Source organism: Pseudoalteromonas sp. T1lg122 (assembly GCF_002964825.1).
Taxonomy (GTDB): domain Bacteria; phylum Pseudomonadota; class Gammaproteobacteria; order Enterobacterales; family Alteromonadaceae; genus Pseudoalteromonas; species Pseudoalteromonas gelatinilytica.
In genome coordinates, this window is the sequence record NZ_PQCG01000025.1 from 1 (window position 1) to 16196 (window position 16196).

Genomic DNA, 16196 nt, shown 5'->3' on the forward strand with positions numbered 1-16196 from the left:
ACCAAATTTGCTTGGTGACAATAGCGTTTTGGACCCACCTGACCCCATGCCGAACTCAGTAGTGAAACGAAACAGCGCCGATGATAGTGTAGCAGCTGCTATGTGAAAGTAGGTCATCGCCAGGCTCCAAATAAGAGAAAGCCCGATTCGAAAGAGTCGGGCTTTTTTGTGTTTGAAGCTGTCAGCTTTCAGCCGTCAGACGTCAGTTGAAATGTGGGGTTGTCCTGTACAGAGACTCCCTCAGCAACAACCCCCGTAGGAGGCACTTCAGTGCCGAATCTAGACCTTAACAAACACACTCATGGCTAAAGCCATTCCTACGTGATACGTATCTCAGATGTCAGTTGAACTGTGTGGTGTTTAGTACAGAGTCACCCTCAGCAACAACCCCCGTAGGAGGCACTTCAGTGCCGAATCTAGACCATAACAAACAAATTCATGGCTAAAGCCATCCCTACGTAATACGTATCTCAAACGTCAGATATTAGATGTCAGTTGAAGTGCGGTGTTGTTTAGTTCAGAGACTCCCTCAGCAACAAACCCCTGTAGGAGGCACTTCAGTGCCGAATCTAGACCATAACAAACACATTCATGGCTAAATAGTTAGCGAGTTACAAGTTAGCAAAGGTAAAGTTGAACTGTTGGTTTGTTTAGTACAGAGTCACCCTCAGCAACAAACTCCGTAGGGGACTTCAGTGCCAAATAGACAAGAGAAGTCAGATAATGACAGTTCGGTCCCTATCTGCCGTGGGCGTTTGAGAATTGAGAGGGGTTGCTCCTAGTACGAGAGGACCGGAGTGAACGAACCGCTGGTGTTCGGGTTGTCATGCCAATGGCATTGCCCGGTAGCTACGTTCGGAACTGATAAGCGCTGAAAGCATCTAAGCGCGAAGCAGGCCTCGAGATGAGTTCTCACTAGACTTTTAAAGTCTCTGAAGGGCCGTTGAAGACTACAACGTTGATAGGCAGGATGTGGAAGTGGTGTGAGCCATTAAGCTAACCTGTACTAATTACCCGTGAGGCTTAACCATACAACGCCAAACGCGTTTTATGACAGCGTAACGACAGAAGTTAAGTTACTAAAGTAGACATTTACTTGATATCAGAATTCCAGATTTATTAATTTGCTCAAAAGAGCGAATTAAAACCAAATTTGCTTGGTGACAATAGCGTTTTGGACCCACCTGACCCCATGCCGAACTCAGTAGTGAAACGAAACAGCGCCGATGATAGTGTAGCAGCTGCTATGTGAAAGTAGGTCATCGCCAGGCTCCAAATAAGAGAAAGCCCGATTCGAAAGAGTCGGGCTTTTTTGCGTCTGGAGCTATCCATACAACGTGCCCTATTCATTCTTCAGGTAGGTTGGGTAGAGCGCAGCGAAACCCAACGAGTTAGCGAGTTGCTAGTTAGCAAGGGTAAAGTTGAACTGTGGGGTTGTTCAGTACAGAGTCACCCTCAGCAACAAACCCCGTAGAAGGCACTTCAGTGCCGAATAGACAAGAGACATCAGACGTCAGATATTAGAGGTCAGTTGAGCTGTGGGGTTGTTTAGTACAGAGTCACCCTCAGCAACAAACCCCTGTAGGAGGCACTTCAGTGCCGAATCTAGACCATAACAAACACATTCATGGCTAAATAGTTAGCGAGTTACAAGTTAGCAAAGGTAAAGTTGAACTGTTGGTTTGTTTAGTACAGAGTCACCCTCAGCAACAAACTCCGTAGGGGACTTCAGTGCCAAATAGACAAGAGAAGTCAGATAATAGATGTTAGTTGATCTACCGGGTTGTTAGATAACTGAGTCACCCTCAGCAACAAAACCCCGTAGGAGGCACTTCAGTGCCGAATCTAGACCAAAAAATATATTCATGGCTAAAGCCATTCCTACAAGTAAACTTTGCCTAGAGCCTAGAGCCTAGAGCCTAGAGCCTAGAGCCTAGAGCCTAGAGCCTAGAGCCTAGAGCCTAGAGCCTAGAGCCTAGAGCCTAGAGCCTAGAACCTTCTGTAGATGAAGACGCAGTACCAAACACCCACACCGCGCGGCTGATCGCTGACGGCTGAAAGCTTTGTGTTGGGTTTCGCTTCGCTCTACCCAACCTACGCCAGACCTTAAACTTTACTCTTTCAACTTTCCCCTCGCTAACTTTACTCTTTCTAACTTATACCCCAAAAACAAAAACGCCAGCATATAGCTGGCGTTTTTTAATCTTAAGGTAAGCTTGGTATTAAGCTTTTGGACCTGCTGATTTGATTGCTTCTGAAACATCGTATTTAGCGAAGTTTTCAGTGAAGTCAGAGGCTAGTTTGTTTGCGTATTCTGCGTACTTCTCTTTATCTTCCCATGTGTTGATTGGGTTAAGAAGTTGGCTGTCTACACCAGGAACTGCCACTGGTACATCTAAGTTTAGAACGTCGATGTGTTGCGTTTCAACATCAGCAAGTTTACCTGATACGATTGCGTCAACAACAGCACGTGTTGTTGGGATATCGAAACGTTGACCAGTACCGTAAGGGCCACCTGTCCAACCTGTGTTCACTAGGTATACTTTAGCGCCAAATTCACGTACACGCTTCATTAGAAGCTCTGCGTAAACGCCAGCAGGACGTGGGAAGAACGGAGCACCGAAACATGTTGAGAATGTAGACTCGATGTCGCTTGTTGAACCGATTTCAGTTGAACCTACTTTCGCCGTGTAACCGCTTAAGAAGTGGTATGCAGCTGCTTCTTCAGTTAATACTGAAACTGGAGGTAATACACCGCTCACGTCGCATGTTAAGAATACAACGGCTTTTGGCTCGCCAGCACGGTTTTCTACTTTACGTTTTTCAACGTGCTCTAGCGGGTAAGCTGCGCGGCTATTTTGTGTAAGGCTTGTATCATGGAAATCTGGTACACGGTTTTCGTCAAGTACCACGTTTTCTAAGATTGTACCGAAGCGAATTGCATTCCAAATAACTGGTTCGTTCTTTTGCGAAAGATCGATACATTTAGCATAACAACCACCTTCGATGTTAAATACGCTACCTGGTGCCCAACCGTGCTCGTCATCACCGATAAGGAAACGAGTCGGGTCTGCAGATAATGTTGTTTTACCTGTACCAGATAGACCGAAGAATAATGCTGTATCGCCTGCTTCACCTACGTTTGCAGAGCAGTGCATTGGTAACACACCTTTTGCAGGAAGTAGGAAGTTTTGCACAGAGAACATTGATTTCTTCATTTCGCCAGCGTAGCGCATACCAGCTAGTAGTACTTTGCGTTGTGCGAAGTTGATGATTACAGTGCCGTCACTGTTAGTGCCATCACGCTCTGGGTCACATACAAATGACGGTACGTTCATTACCTGCCATTCTGGGAAGTCCGCAGTATTGTATGTTTGTGGTTCGATAAACATGTTTTTGGCAAAAATATGGTGCCATGCAGTTTCTGTCGTTACTACAACTGGTAAATAGTGCTCAGGATCAGCGCCAACTTCTAGGTGAGAGATGAAGTGGTCGTTGCTTTTCACGTGATCTTCAACACGTGCCCATAACGCATCAAACTTGTCTGCATCGAATGGGCGGTTTACGTTGCCCCATTGGATTTCGTTTTCAGTGCTTGGCTCTTGAACAATAAAACGATCTTTTGGAGAGCGGCCAGTACGTACACCGGTTTTAGCAACAAAAGCACCATTAGCGGCTAGAGTCCCTTCGCCACGACGAATAGCGTGTTCGACAAGTTCAGCTGCTGTAAGATCAACAAAACTAGTAGCGTTTGCAGTCATGTTTATACCTAAATTGTGAGAGATTGAACGGGATAGCTCTGGGGTTCTTAGTTTTCCCTTTTGCTAAAATAATAGTAACAGAAGGATTAGGGATATTCGAGTGTCTGAAGGGCTTAAAAAGGCATATATTTGGCAAAAAACATGAATAATTTCAATGATACCGGTGTCATAAAATGACGCATTTTCATGACACCGGTATCATTAGTTTTGAAATTTTTTTTAATAAAAAAGCCGCACTGATGGCGGCTTTTAATATAATAATATTTATTATGGTGTATTAGTTAAATATGGCTTTAATATCTTGCTCATTGAAAATGTAATCTTTTAAGCAATAATGACAGCTAATTTTTACTTCACCATTTGCTTGTACATCAGCTAGTAATTCGTCTTGACCAACATTTACTAACGCAGCAATTGTTTTGTCTCGGCTACAGCCACAGCGGAAACTAATAGACTGTGGTTCGAATAACTGAGGGTTATCTTCATGGTACAGTCGAGTTAGCACAGTGTTTGCATCTAAACCTAGTAACTCTTCATCTTTAATTGTGTTGCTAATCGCTTCTAGATGAGTGAAGTCTTCTACCGACTTTTCTTTATTCACCGGTAATACTTGTAAGAATAAGCCAGCTGCTTTTGCTGTGTCTGCTGTTACTTCTGTTGCAAACCAAAGACGGGTTTTTAACTGTTCCGATTGCTCAAAATAGTTTTCAAGGCATTTATCTAAGCTATCGTGCTCTAACGGTACAATACCTTGGTATCGTTCACCTTTAGTTGGCGTAATTGTAATAACCATATAGCCATTACCAATTAAGTCTTTTATTGAGCTTCCTGTTACTTCACCTTGTAGACGCGCGATGCCTCGCATGTTTTGTTTATCGTCACCATTAATTACCGCATATTTAACAGGGCCATCGCCTTGTAGTTGAACAGCGATTTCCCCTTCAAACTTTAATGTGGCCGTTAATAAGCAAGTAGCAACAAGCAATTCACCTAATAGGGTTTGCACAGGTGCTGGGTAATTATGGTTTGCGATCATCTCTTGATAAGTATTTTCAATTTGTACGAGTTCACCACGTACATCGAGCTGATCAAATATATAACGATGAAGTAAATCTTGTTGCATGAGTTGCATTACCTAACTTGATTTCATTTTTAACAGTTCACGTCTTTGCTTTTTATCTGGTTTACGATCAGGGTGTGGAGCAAAGAAGCTGTTGTTCTTACGGGCGATAGCATTTGCTTCGCGTTTCTCAATACTTGCTTGAGTTTCTTGGTATAAGGTTTGTGCAATGGGGGCGCCTTGACGTTTTTCAAGGATCTTTTCAATTGTCACCACCTTTTCGTCGACCCCTTGTAGCAGTTTTACCACTGCACCCAGTTCGACTATTTTGCTGGGTTTGGTACGTTGACCATTATAATGTACTTTGCCGCCTTGCACCATGTCTCGTGCTATTGAACGGGTTTTATAAAAGCGTGCAGCCCATAACCATTTATCAAGGCGCACGCTTAATTCGTCTTGTTTGTCTTGCGACTTATTAGTGTTACCTTTTGACACAATTGTGCTCTTTTAAAGCTGCTTATATATAGGCAAAATTTACCATGAAACTTAATCACAAAGAAACAGTCATAATAATTCCTTGCAGCCCCTGTTCGTCGAATTTACCTTGTTTACAAAGTTTAATATACGTGCGCTTGTTGAATGAAAAATGAAAAGGTACTATAGGCCAGCTATCAAGCAGTAAATTAAAATAAGAAATAGAGTTTATGGATCAACACTTACAACAAGTTAAACAGTTTTTAAACGGCTTACCTCATGCCAAGCTAAGTGCATTTGTAGTGCTGTTAGTTGTTGTTTATATTGCCTTTTTGTCATCTAAGTTGTTCTGGCTGGTGTGGCCTGAACCCGAATCAAAAGCGTTGCCTACAGCGGGTGTTAATACCTCGGCTAAACGCGCTGAGGCTGTCAGCTCTCGACAAATTATCGAACAAAATTTATTCGGCAAAGTTGTTGTCGAAACTAAAAAACCTGCCGCAAAACAAAATCAAGTCATTAACAACGCCCCTGAAACACGTTTAAGTATTAACCTAACGGGTATTGTTGCGGTAAGCCAAAATGACCAAGCGGGTCTTGCAATTATTGAGTCACAAGGTAAGCAAGAGACGTATGTGGTGGATGATGCTATTTCTGGAACACGTGCCAAGCTTGCTCAAGTACTGCCCGACCGAGTGATTTTAGATGTTAGTGGGCGTTTTGAAACCTTAATGCTTGATGGTCTCGATTTTACAAAAACAGTTTCTATGCCTGTGTTGGCAGAGCGTGAAGAGTCAGAGTTAACTGAAGGCCCGCAGCTTGATGAGAATAATGAAATTAATGCGACTGAAGATGAAGAAGTAAAAGAAGCGCTTATCGAAACACGTGAGGAAGTATTAGACGATCCCGGTAAATTATTTGACTATATTCGCGTCTCTCAAGCGATGGTTGATGGTGAGTTAGTAGGGTATCGCTTAAGTCCAGGTAAAGATCCTGCTTTATTTAAGCAGATGGGATTAATGAATAATGATTTAGCTATTGCGATTAATGGCTATCAATTAAATGATTTGAAACAGGCAATGTCAGCAATCAACGAATTACGTAATAGTACTGACGCAAGTATCACTATCGAACGCGATGGTGAGCAAATTGATGTTCAATTTAGCCTGCAATAACTAGCTTTGGAGTTTTTATAGAATGGTTCACGCGCTACACCTCACAAAAATCAAAAAAGGGTTAGCTAAATATGCAGCGCTTTTTTTATTAACAGGATTATCGCTTTCAGTATCTGCTGTTGAATATGCGGCTAACTTTAAAGGCACTGATATTAATGAGTTTATTAATATCGTTGGTAAAAATTTAAATAAAACCGTGATAATTGACCCGAATGTGCGCGGCAAAGTAAACGTGCGCAGCTACGAGTTAATGGATGAGAAGCTTTATTATCAGTTCTTTTTAAATGTACTTGAGGTTTATGGTTATTCAGCTGTTGAAATGGATAACGGTATTCTTAAAATCGAAAAAAGTGCAGATGCGAAAAAATCAAACGTGCCACTGATCACCGAAGATAATCAAGCCAGTGGCGATATGATGGTGACACGTGTTGTACGTGTTAAAAACGTAAGTGTACAAGAGCTAGGTCCATTAGTACGTCAATTTAGCGATCAAAAAGATGGTGGTCATGTTGCCAACTTTAATGCTGCTAACGTAATGATGTTAACGGGTCATGCTGCTTCAGTTAACCGCTTAGTCGAGATTATTCGCTCGGTTGACCAAGCTGGTGACAAGCGTGTTGATATCGTAAAGCTTAAATTTGCCACAGCGGATGATGTGGTGTCTGTTGTTGAGAACATCTACAAAGATAGTGGCAAGGGCAGCATTCCTGAGTTTTTAATTCCTAAAGTAGTCGCAGATGGCCGTACTAACAGTGTTATTGTCAGTGGTGAAGCGCAAGCGCGTACTCGTGCTGTTGAATTGATCAGTCGCTTAGACGGTGAATTAGAAAACCAAGGTAACACTAAGGTTATCTACCTTAACTATGCAAAAGCAGAAGACCTTGTAAAAGTACTACAGGGCGTAAGTAAAACTCTGGCAGAAGATGCACAAGGTGGCGCGACTAAAACACGTACGCGTAGTAAAGGCGAAACCAGTATCGAAGCACATCCTGATTCAAACTCGCTCGTTATTACTGCACAACCAGATACCATGCGCTCGCTTGAGCAAGTTATTGAGCGTCTTGATGTTCGTCGTGCGCAAGTACTCGTTGAAGCTATTATCGTTGAGGTATTAGAAGCTGACGGTATCAACTTAGGCTTGCAGTGGATTTCAGAGCAAGGCGGGATGATGCAGTTTAACAACGGTACAACAGTGCCTGTTGGTTCGTTAGCTGTTGCAGCAGAACAAGCGCGTGATGAAACTATTACTAAGACGGTCATTGGTTCTGAAACCGGCGTTGCTACCGAATATGAAGAAACATCAGAAGGTGACTTAACGGGACTTGCTTCACTGCTAGGCGGTATTAACGGTCTAGCCATGGGCATTGTTAAAAACGACTGGGGAGCAATTATCCAAGCTGTTTCAACCGATACTAACTCTAATATTCTTGCTACCCCGTCTGTAACGACCATGGATAACGAAGAAGCATCAATGATTGTTGGTCAAGAAGTACCGATTATCACAGGCTCGCAAACAGGCTCAAATAACGCTAATCCATTCCAAACTGTTGAACGTCAAGAAGTCGGTGTGAAGCTAAAAGTAACACCACAAATTAATGATGGCTCAGCAGTTCAATTAACGATTGAGCAAGAAGTTTCAAGCGTAAGTGGTGCTACAGCGGTTGATATTTCAGTTAATAAACGTGCAATTAAAACTACGGTTATGGCTGATGATGGTGGCATGGTTGTACTAGGCGGCTTGATTGATGAAGACGTGCAAGAAAGTGTCTCTAAAGTGCCATTGTTAGGTGATATTCCGATACTTGGTCATTTATTCCGTTCAACCAGCACTAGTAAGCGTAAACGTAACCTGATTGTCTTTATTCGTCCTACCATTGTGCGCGATGGCATTAGCATGAATAAATTAAGCCACTCGAAATATAACTTTATTCGTGGTGAACAACACAAACAAAAAGAAGATGGTATTGATTTAATGCCGTTGACGGATGCACCAATCCTTCCTGAATGGAATGACGCCTTGGTATTACCGCCAACTTACGAAGAATACCTGAAACAACAAAACGCGAATGAGCGCAACGATGACTAATGCAATTACAGAAATCAATGACGAGCTAGCATCCGACGCGCCAGCAAATCATGATGAGCTGCTAACAAGTGATGATCTTGTTAGCTTGCCGACTAAGCGTTTGCCGTTTTCGTACGCGCGTCGTACCGGTGTGCTGTTAGGTAAAGATCAAGATAACTGGACTGTATACTACCGAGGTGAGTTAGACGTTGATGCTTTACTAGAGGTGCGTCGTATCGCAGGTCATGGATTTGCGTTAGAGCAATTGCCTGACGATAAGTTTGAGCTATTACTTGAAGCCTCATACCAGCGAGATAGCTCTGAAACACAGCAAATGATGGAAGATATCGGCAACGAAGTTGATTTATTCTCGCTTGCAGATGAATTACCGCAAACAGAAGATCTCCTTGCTGGTGATGACGATGCGCCAATCATTAAACTGATCAACGCGATGCTGAGCGAAGCAATTAAAGAAGGTGCTTCAGATATTCATATCGAAACCTTTGAGCAAGAGCTGGTAATTCGTTTTAGGGTTGATGGCGTACTAAAAGAAGTACTAAAGCCTAACCGTAAACTCGCTTCATTGTTAGTGTCGCGTATTAAGGTTATGGCAAAGCTAGATATTGCTGAAAAACGTATCCCGCAGGATGGCCGTATTAGTTTACGTATTGCTGGCCGTGCTGTTGATGTGCGTGTATCGACGATGCCATCAAGCTTTGGTGAGCGAGTTGTATTGCGTCTACTTGATAAGAACAACGCACGCCTGAATCTTGAAGATTTAGGTATGACGGAACGTAACCGTGAATTGTTCGCTGATTTAATCAGTAAGCCGCACGGTATTATCCTAGTAACCGGCCCTACGGGTTCAGGTAAAAGTACCACCTTGTATGCGGGTATGAGCCAAATCAACTCTCGGGATCGCAATATTCTTACCGTTGAAGATCCAATCGAGTACGAGATCCCAGGTATTGGTCAAACCCAGGTAAATACCAAAGTTGATATGACCTTTGCCCGAGGCTTACGTGCCATTCTTCGTCAAGACCCTGACGTCGTAATGGTTGGTGAGATCCGTGACCTTGAAACAGCGCAAATTGGTGTGCAAGCGTCATTAACTGGTCACTTGGTTATGTCGACACTGCATACGAATACAGCGGCCGGTGCTATTACGCGTATGGAAGACATGGGCGTAGAGCCTTTCTTGCTTTCATCGTCGTTATTAGGTGTATTGTCACAACGTCTAGTGCGTACATTATGTAATAGCTGTAAAGAAGGCCACGTTGCTGATGAGCGTGAGTGCCAGCTACTGGGTGTAAACCCTGCTGAGCCGCCAACAATTTATCGTGCAGTTGGTTGTGAAGAGTGTAACTTCAATGGTTATCGCGGTCGAACAGGTATTCATGAGTTACTCGTTGTGGATGAAACAATTCGCGAAATGATCCACAACGGTAAAGGCGAGCAAAGTGTTGAGAAATACATTCGCAAACACAGCCCGAGTATTCGCCAAGATGGCTGTAATCGTGTCTTAGCAGGTCGCACAACCTTAGAAGAAGTCTTGCGTGTAACACGTGAGGAAGGTTAATCATGGCAGCATTTGAGTACCGTGCCCTTGATGGTAAAGGTAAAGAGAAAAAAGGCATTCTTGAAGCCGATACGGTAAAGCAAATACGCCAAACATTGCGCGATCAAGGTCTCATGCCTTTAGAAGTTGTCGCTGCGGCTGAAGGCGAAAAGCAAACAAAAGGGGCGAAGAGCTCTTTATTTGGAAGCTTCTTCAAGCCAAAAATTTCGACTTCTGATTTGGCGTTGATCACCCGCCAACTAGCAACGTTGATCCAGTCAGCTTTGCCGGTTGAAGGGGCTGTCATGGCGGTGGCCGAGCAGTGCGAAAAGCCACGTTTAAAGCGTATGCTGATGGCTGTACGTTCAAAGGTTGTCGAAGGTTATACCTTAGCGGATGGTATGAGCGAGTTTCCGCATGTATTTGATGATTTGTATCGTGCCATGGTGGCAGCCGGTGAAAAATCGGGTCACCTAGACCAAGTTTTAAATCGTTTAGCAGATTATACGGAACAACGTCAGCACATGCGCAGTCAAATCACACAGGCGATGGTGTATCCGACCATTCTTGTGGTGTTTGCTATTGCGATTGTGTCGGTATTATTAGGTACCGTGGTACCAAAAATCTTGAAGACCTTCGAAAAGTCGAAACAAGTATTACCATGGACCACCGAATGGGTAATGGCTGCGAGTAATTTTGTACAAAATTACTGGTTTATAAGTTTAGTCATTATAACCGTGTTAGCAGTGGCCATTAAGCAAGCGCTTAAGCAGCCGCATATTCGTTACTGGTATGACGAAAAAGTGCTTCATTTACCGGGTATTGGTAAGGTTGCACGGGGTGTTAATACGGCACGTTTTGCGCGTACTTTAAGTATTTTATCGTCAAGCTCAGTGCCGCTACTTGAAGGGATGCGTATTTCAGGTGGTGTACTGGTTAACGAGAAAATGAAAAAGTCGGTGCAAGATGCGGCAACGCGCGTAAGTGAAGGGGCGAGTCTTCGTGCTGCACTTCAGCAAACCAAACTTTTCCCACCTATGATGCTACATATGATAGCCAGTGGTGAAAAATCAGGTGAACTTGAGCAGATGCTTGAGCGTGCGGCTAATAACCAAGATCGTGAGTTTGAGAGCATGGTAAACGTGTCTCTGAAACTATTAGAGCCCGCGATGATTGCTTCAATGGCGGTAATTGTATTGTTTATTGTTATGGCAATACTCCAGCCGATTATGGCAATGAATAAGGCTGTAGGTCTTTAAATTAGGGAACACTAGAGCAATTAGCAGCTAACACTGCCGCTCTATAATAAATTTTTGAAGAAAGTTAGAGGTATTTTTGTGAACAAACAGTCAGGTTTCTCATTACTAGAAGTCATGGTAGTACTGGTTATCATCGGTATGATCATGTCAATTGTGGCGCCAAATATCATGGGTCAGCAAGAAGAAGCTGCAATCGATAAAGCACATTTAGATATTCAACAGATTGAAGATGCGTTAAGCCTATACAAGCTTAAAAACAAAGCGTATCCAACCACAGAGCAAGGCTTAGAAGCGTTAGTAACTAAAACGAGCATTGAGCCGATTCCAAAGCGTTTCCCTGACGGTGGTTTCCTTGAGAAGTTACCAGAAGATCCATGGGGTAACCCTTATCAGCTGATCAGCCCGGGAGAAGTAGGCAAAATCGATATTTTCTCAATGGGTCCTGATGGTGAAGCAGGTACTGATGATGACATCGGTAATTGGGATGAAGAAAAGTAATAATGCCTAAATTCAGCCAACTGAACAAAGCTTATACACAGCAAGGCTTACTATTATGGTAAGCCTTGGTCGTTTGCGTTTAGCTGGCCGTGCTAAGCACGCGAAAGGGTTTAGCCTCATCGAAATTTTAATGGTGCTCGTGGTGATTGGTTTTGTCACCAAAATGGTTGCCTATAGCTTTGATGGTGGTGCAGAAGAAGAGCTAGAAAAACAAGCGCTCAGATTACATACCACAATTAATATGGCGTCTGAGTTTGCGATTTTAAATCAGGTTGAGCTGGGTTTTCATCTTGACCAAGATACCTTTGAATTTTTAGTTTTTGACGGTGATAAGTGGGTTACGTTTGACCGTGAAAAACTGTTTGCCCCGATTAAGGTTGATGAGCGCTTTAAGCTTACTCTTAACCTTGATGATTTAGCCTGGGCACAAGATAACTTGCTAGAGCAGTCAAACTGGCGAGAGTTAATGAGCGGTGGTGACGAAGACAGCCTACTTGAGCTACAAAAGCTCAAAATACCGCAAGTACTTATTTTATCTTCTGGCGAAGTCAGTGCATTTCAATTGGTTTACGAGCTTAAAGATGAGCGTGAACCGCAGTATTTTATCGAGGGCGAATTTATGGCTCCGGTAAAGTTTCGAATGGAGCCTGAATAATGAATAAGTCAGCAGGTTTTACCTTACTCGAAGTGATGGTTGCATTGGCTATTTGTGCGATGGCGGGTATTGCAGCGATGCAAGCAACTGGTGAGCACATCAATCATCTTTCGTCGATTGAAGAACAAACTTATGCCTCTTGGGTCGCTGAAAACGTGATGGTTGAACAACGTGCCAAAGGCGATAAATGGACAGGTAAAAGCGGTGTTAAAGGTACTGAAACACTCGCTGGCTTTGAATGGTATTGGCGTCAGGATGTGGTTCCTACTGCTGATAAAACCTTTGTAAAGGTAACCATCAACGTGTTCGCTGATGAAAAGCTTGAGTACCCAGTATATGAGCTTTCTACTTATTTAAATAAAGGTGATAAGTAGTGAAGCAACGCGGTTTTACCTTACTTGAAGTCATTATCGCCATGGGTATTTTAGCCTTTGTGGTGCTATCGACCCATCAAATTCTAGATTCGACGACTAAAGCGAAAGATGCCTCAGATGAAACGATTGCTGAGTTGAATGGTTTACAAACCTTGTTTCGATTAATGGATCAAGACTTTAGTCAAATGACTAAACGCCAGGTGCGTAACGAAGCCGGTGATTTTCAAGAAACGTATATCTTGGCTGGGCGCTATGTTCTTGATAGTCAGTACGATGGTATTGGTTTTGTACGTGATGGTTGGGTTAACCCAATCAATTTACTGCCGCGTTCTGAACTGCAAGCGGTTGGTTATCGCGTTATAGATGACAAACTTGAACGTGTTTACCGTGTCTATGTTGACCAATTAGATAACATGGAGCCGCGCTCACAAGTTATTTTAGAAAACATCGAAGATCTAAAATTTGAATTCTTAGATGATAAAGATGAGTGGCAAGAACAGTGGCAAATTAAGGCGCTGCCAAAAGCAGTGGCAGTCACCATTCAAAAAATGGAGCAAGAGCCAATTCGTCGCGTGTTTTTAGTGCCAGGTGAAGGCAAAGTAACTGCCCAAGTAAATAATGGCAATAATGGAACGGGTGGCACGCCATGATTGCTACTAAACGTTCTAAAGGTGCTGCGCTTGTTATTGTACTATTTATTGTAGCGCTTGCGGCTATGCTCGCTGTTGAAATGAGCGCTAATTTAATGGTGCAAGTGCAGCGTAGTAGTAACATTCAAAATCATCAGCAGGCAAAATGGTATGCGTTTGCTGCTGAAGAGTTGGCTATTAAAGCGCTAAAACAAACAAAAAAAGATGATCCGGATAAAACCCACCTTGGGCAAATTTGGGCACAGCAGGGTGGCGTGCCTTATCCAGTAGATAATGGTACCTTGAGTGGCACAATCACTGACTTACAGGCATGTTTGAACTTAAATGCCCTGCATGTAAAGCCCGATCAACAAACGGATCCTAATAATAAAACGAATCCAGCACATAAGGCATTGTTGGCGTTATTAGAAAACATTGAGAATTTACCAACTGATGAATCAGAAGAAGCCATGGCCGATAGCGTGTTTGATTGGTTAGACGCTGATAGTATTACCTATCGCTCAGGTGCGGAAGAAGATGAGTACTTATCACGAAAATACCCATACATGACCGCAAATAGTTATTTTGCCTCAACTTCAGAGCTTCGTTTAGTAAAAGGCTTTAACCCACTTGTAATGGAAAAAATCTTACCATTTGTGTGTGTTATTCCAGGTAGTGAATTGCTACAAATAAACGTAAATACATTGCCTGTAGAAAGCGCAATTATATTAAGCTCGCTGATAGATGGTTTGAGTCTTTCAGGTGCTGAAGCGGTATTATCATCACGTCCTCAAGATGGTTATGATGATTTAGAAGCATTTTTTGAAGAGGTTAATCAACAAGGCGCACAAAATGTGAAAGCCGTTGAAGACCTATTCAGTATCAACAGTGAATATTTTAAACTACAAACGCAGGCTGAATTTGCAGAGCTGCGTTTTTCGATGACCACCTTACTCCATGCCACTAATGGTACAGTAACGATACTGGCGCGAAAATTTGGAGGCGTACAGTGACAGAAATATTGTTGATCCGTACGGGTCAAACATTAAAAGACAGCCTTAATTGGCTAATTTACTCACCAACAGAACAAGAAATAATTGCCAGCGGCGAAATCGCCAATGCATCACAACTTGGTGAGCTCACAGAAAAAGCGCAATCACGGGAAGTAGTCGCGTTATTACCAAGTGATCAAGTACAACTAAAAACAGTCGCTTTGCCAACAAAGTGGAGTCGCAAGCTAGAGCAAGCACTTCCTTACATGCTAGAAGAAGAAATAGCGTGTGATGTTGATGATTTATTCATAGCGATTGCAGAGCCAACACTCATTGATGAGAAGCATGCGATTAATATCGCGATGACCGACCGTGAATGGTTCGAGCAATGGCTAGCTGAATTTAATGAGCATGGTATTGAAGTCTACAAAGTTCTGCCGGATGCTTTATTGTTACCTGATGTTGAGGACAACACTCAATTACGCGCTATTGAGCTGAATGGTCAATGGTTGTGTAAGCATGGTAATTGGCATATTGCTGCTGTGGAAACAAATTGGCTTGCTGGTTACTTAACAGCATTGGGCAATCCTCGTGTGGCACACTTTAGTCCTGCAACGGGTTTTCCTGATACGGTTGAGCTAACTGCTCAGACGGATCAATACGATTTACCATTAGCCTTATTTGCCAAACAACTACCTGAGGTGAAATTCAACCTTCGCCAAGGTGTTTATCAGCTTAAGAAAAAGTCAGCAATTTGGTGGGGCTATTGGCAAAAAGCCGCAATTGCAGCAGGTGTGGCATTAGTATGCAGTGTCGGTGTTAAGTCGCTAGAGCTTTATAAGTTAAATAGCCAGCTTGAAGCGGCAAAAGCCGAAGTGGTTGCAAATTATCAGCGTGCGTTTCCTGACAAAAAAGTACGTCCGCAGCTTATCCGTAGTCAAATTCGTAGTGAGCTTGCTTTATTAGAAGGTGGCAGTACAGCGGGTTTCTTGGATTTAACTAATGATCTGGTCTCAATTTTTAGTGAAGTTAAAGACTTCACACCGGAAACGCTGCGTTATGACCAAGGTCGTAACGAGTTACGTATTCGTGCACGAGGCAAAGATTTCCAGTCATTCAGTAAAGTAAAAGCAATTTTAGAACAGCGTGGCTTAACCGTTGATCAAGGCTCGCTGAACAATGATGGTGATTATGTCGTTGGTGAAATTAAGTTACGAGGTGCGGCATGAAAAACCAATTGATCAATTATTGGCGCTCATTAAAAGAACAAGAGCAGCAACTTGTGATGGTTGCAGGTGTTGTGTTCGTTATTTTCGTGCTGGTTATGGGGGTCTTCCGTCCACTTAACGCAGCTATCGAAAAAGCAGAACAAGACACAATAAAACAACAAGAGCTGCTAGCCTGGGTTGACGAAAGTATTATTAAACTTAAAGCGAGCGGTAACGCACGTAATACGAACAACCGTAGCTTAAGCCAAATCGTTAATAGCACCCGTAATCGTTATCAAATTAGCATTAGTAAAATGCAGCCGAATGACAATTCACTTCGTTTAACCATTGATACTGTTGAGTTTAATAATCTTGTTGAATGGCTTGATGAATTGGTTAATTCGCATGGCGTACTAATCGAAAATTTAGATTTAAGTAAAGATGACAAATCAGGCTTTGTGCGTGTAAGTCGTTTGGTACTAGAGAAGTAA

Annotated in this window: 14 protein-coding genes, 2 rRNA genes and 1 other annotated feature; of the genes, 13 read left to right on the forward strand and 3 right to left on the reverse strand. The window is 42.8% G+C overall.

What is annotated here, in order from left to right:
- Positions 1-1031: a sequence feature (mutual gap in cmsearch alignment for this rRNA model is longer than 100), on the forward strand.
- Both rrf (C2M33_RS10635) and rrf (C2M33_RS10640) read left to right on the forward strand, forming a co-directional pair.
- Positions 11-125: ribosomal RNA gene (gene rrf / locus C2M33_RS10635) — 5S ribosomal RNA — on the forward strand. It overlaps the preceding feature by 115 nt.
- 125 nt (positions 1032-1156) lie before the next feature.
- Positions 1157-1271, forward strand: a 5S ribosomal RNA gene (gene rrf / locus C2M33_RS10640).
- A 951-nt stretch (positions 1272-2222) separates the two neighbouring features.
- Here the strand turns inward: rrf (C2M33_RS10640) and C2M33_RS10645 are convergent.
- From C2M33_RS10645 to hslR, 3 genes are all read right to left on the reverse strand, one after another.
- Complete coding sequence (locus C2M33_RS10645; RefSeq protein WP_105174425.1) at positions 2223-3761, reverse strand: phosphoenolpyruvate carboxykinase; 1539 nt, start codon at positions 3759-3761, stop codon at positions 2223-2225.
- A gap of 277 nt (positions 3762-4038) precedes the next feature.
- Positions 4039-4884: an Hsp33 family molecular chaperone HslO gene (gene hslO / locus C2M33_RS10650; protein WP_063701894.1), complete on the reverse strand. Its 846-nt coding sequence runs from the start codon at positions 4882-4884 to the stop codon at positions 4039-4041.
- Positions 4885-4896: 12 nt separating this feature from the next.
- Complete coding sequence (gene hslR / locus C2M33_RS10655; protein ID WP_105174426.1) at positions 4897-5319, reverse strand: ribosome-associated heat shock protein Hsp15; 423 nt, start codon at positions 5317-5319, stop codon at positions 4897-4899.
- Between the two features lie 206 nt (positions 5320-5525).
- On the opposite strand from hslR, the gene gspC reads away from it, so the two are divergent.
- The 11 genes from gspC to gspM all read left to right on the forward strand — a co-directional run bounded on the left by gspC (position 5526) and on the right by gspM (position 16196).
- On the forward strand, positions 5526-6467 hold the full coding sequence (gene gspC / locus C2M33_RS10660; protein WP_063701898.1) for a type II secretion system protein GspC: 942 nt from the start codon (positions 5526-5528) through the stop codon (positions 6465-6467).
- Positions 6468-6489: 22 nt separating this feature from the next.
- A complete protein-coding gene (gspD, locus tag C2M33_RS10665; protein WP_063701900.1) occupies positions 6490-8553 on the forward strand; it encodes a type II secretion system secretin GspD in 2064 nt (687 codons plus the stop codon).
- Complete coding sequence (gene gspE / locus C2M33_RS10670) at positions 8546-10111, forward strand: type II secretion system ATPase GspE (protein ID WP_063701902.1); 1566 nt, start codon at positions 8546-8548, stop codon at positions 10109-10111. The genes gspD and gspE overlap by 8 nt, the downstream gene beginning before the upstream one ends.
- Before the next feature lie 2 nt (positions 10112-10113).
- Complete coding sequence (gspF, locus tag C2M33_RS10675) at positions 10114-11349, forward strand: type II secretion system inner membrane protein GspF (RefSeq protein ID WP_063701904.1); 1236 nt, start codon at positions 10114-10116, stop codon at positions 11347-11349.
- Positions 11350-11427: 78 nt separating this feature from the next.
- The gene (gspG, locus tag C2M33_RS10680) at positions 11428-11847 is read left to right on the forward strand and encodes a type II secretion system major pseudopilin GspG (protein WP_063701906.1); all 420 of its coding nucleotides are present in this window, start codon (positions 11428-11430) and stop codon (positions 11845-11847) included.
- Positions 11848-11902: 55 nt separating this feature from the next.
- Positions 11903-12502 (forward strand): prepilin-type N-terminal cleavage/methylation domain-containing protein, encoded by a 600-nt coding sequence (locus C2M33_RS10685; protein ID WP_063701909.1) that lies wholly within the window; start codon positions 11903-11905, stop codon positions 12500-12502.
- Positions 12502-12876 (forward strand): type II secretion system minor pseudopilin GspI, encoded by a 375-nt coding sequence (gene gspI / locus C2M33_RS10690; protein ID WP_054554845.1) that lies wholly within the window; start codon positions 12502-12504, stop codon positions 12874-12876. The genes C2M33_RS10685 and gspI overlap by 1 nt, the downstream gene beginning before the upstream one ends.
- Positions 12876-13526 carry a type II secretion system minor pseudopilin GspJ gene (gspJ, locus tag C2M33_RS10695; protein WP_063701911.1) on the forward strand — a complete coding sequence of 217 codons (651 nt, stop codon included), beginning with the start codon at positions 12876-12878 and terminating at the stop codon, positions 13524-13526. The genes gspI and gspJ overlap by 1 nt, the downstream gene beginning before the upstream one ends.
- Positions 13523-14518 carry a type II secretion system minor pseudopilin GspK gene (gene gspK, locus C2M33_RS10700; RefSeq protein ID WP_063701913.1) on the forward strand — a complete coding sequence of 332 codons (996 nt, stop codon included), beginning with the start codon at positions 13523-13525 and terminating at the stop codon, positions 14516-14518. Before gspJ ends, gspK begins: the two co-directional genes overlap by 4 nt.
- Positions 14515-15726: a type II secretion system protein GspL gene (gspL, locus tag C2M33_RS10705; RefSeq protein ID WP_063701916.1), complete on the forward strand. Its 1212-nt coding sequence runs from the start codon at positions 14515-14517 to the stop codon at positions 15724-15726. Before gspK ends, gspL begins: the two co-directional genes overlap by 4 nt.
- Positions 15723-16196, forward strand: coding sequence for a type II secretion system protein GspM (gene gspM / locus C2M33_RS10710; protein ID WP_063701918.1), 474 nt, complete (start codon positions 15723-15725; stop codon positions 16194-16196). The genes gspL and gspM overlap by 4 nt, the downstream gene beginning before the upstream one ends.

Coding starts and splice junctions, on each gene's coding strand:
- C2M33_RS10645 (WP_105174425.1), bottom strand. CDS start 3,761: ATGACTGCAAACGCTACTAGTTTTGTTGATCTTACAGCAGCTGAACTT.
- hslO (WP_063701894.1), bottom strand. CDS start 4,884: ATGCAACAAGATTTACTTCATCGTTATATATTTGATCAGCTCGATGTA.
- gspC (WP_063701898.1), top strand. CDS start 5,526: ATGGATCAACACTTACAACAAGTTAAACAGTTTTTAAACGGCTTACCT.
- gspD (WP_063701900.1), top strand. CDS start 6,490: ATGGTTCACGCGCTACACCTCACAAAAATCAAAAAAGGGTTAGCTAAA.
- gspE (WP_063701902.1), top strand. CDS start 8,546: ATGACTAATGCAATTACAGAAATCAATGACGAGCTAGCATCCGACGCG.
- gspF (WP_063701904.1), top strand. CDS start 10,114: ATGGCAGCATTTGAGTACCGTGCCCTTGATGGTAAAGGTAAAGAGAAA.
- C2M33_RS10685 (WP_063701909.1), top strand. CDS start 11,903: ATGGTAAGCCTTGGTCGTTTGCGTTTAGCTGGCCGTGCTAAGCACGCG.
- gspI (WP_054554845.1), top strand. CDS start 12,502: ATGAATAAGTCAGCAGGTTTTACCTTACTCGAAGTGATGGTTGCATTG.
- gspK (WP_063701913.1), top strand. CDS start 13,523: ATGATTGCTACTAAACGTTCTAAAGGTGCTGCGCTTGTTATTGTACTA.
- gspM (WP_063701918.1), top strand. CDS start 15,723: ATGAAAAACCAATTGATCAATTATTGGCGCTCATTAAAAGAACAAGAG.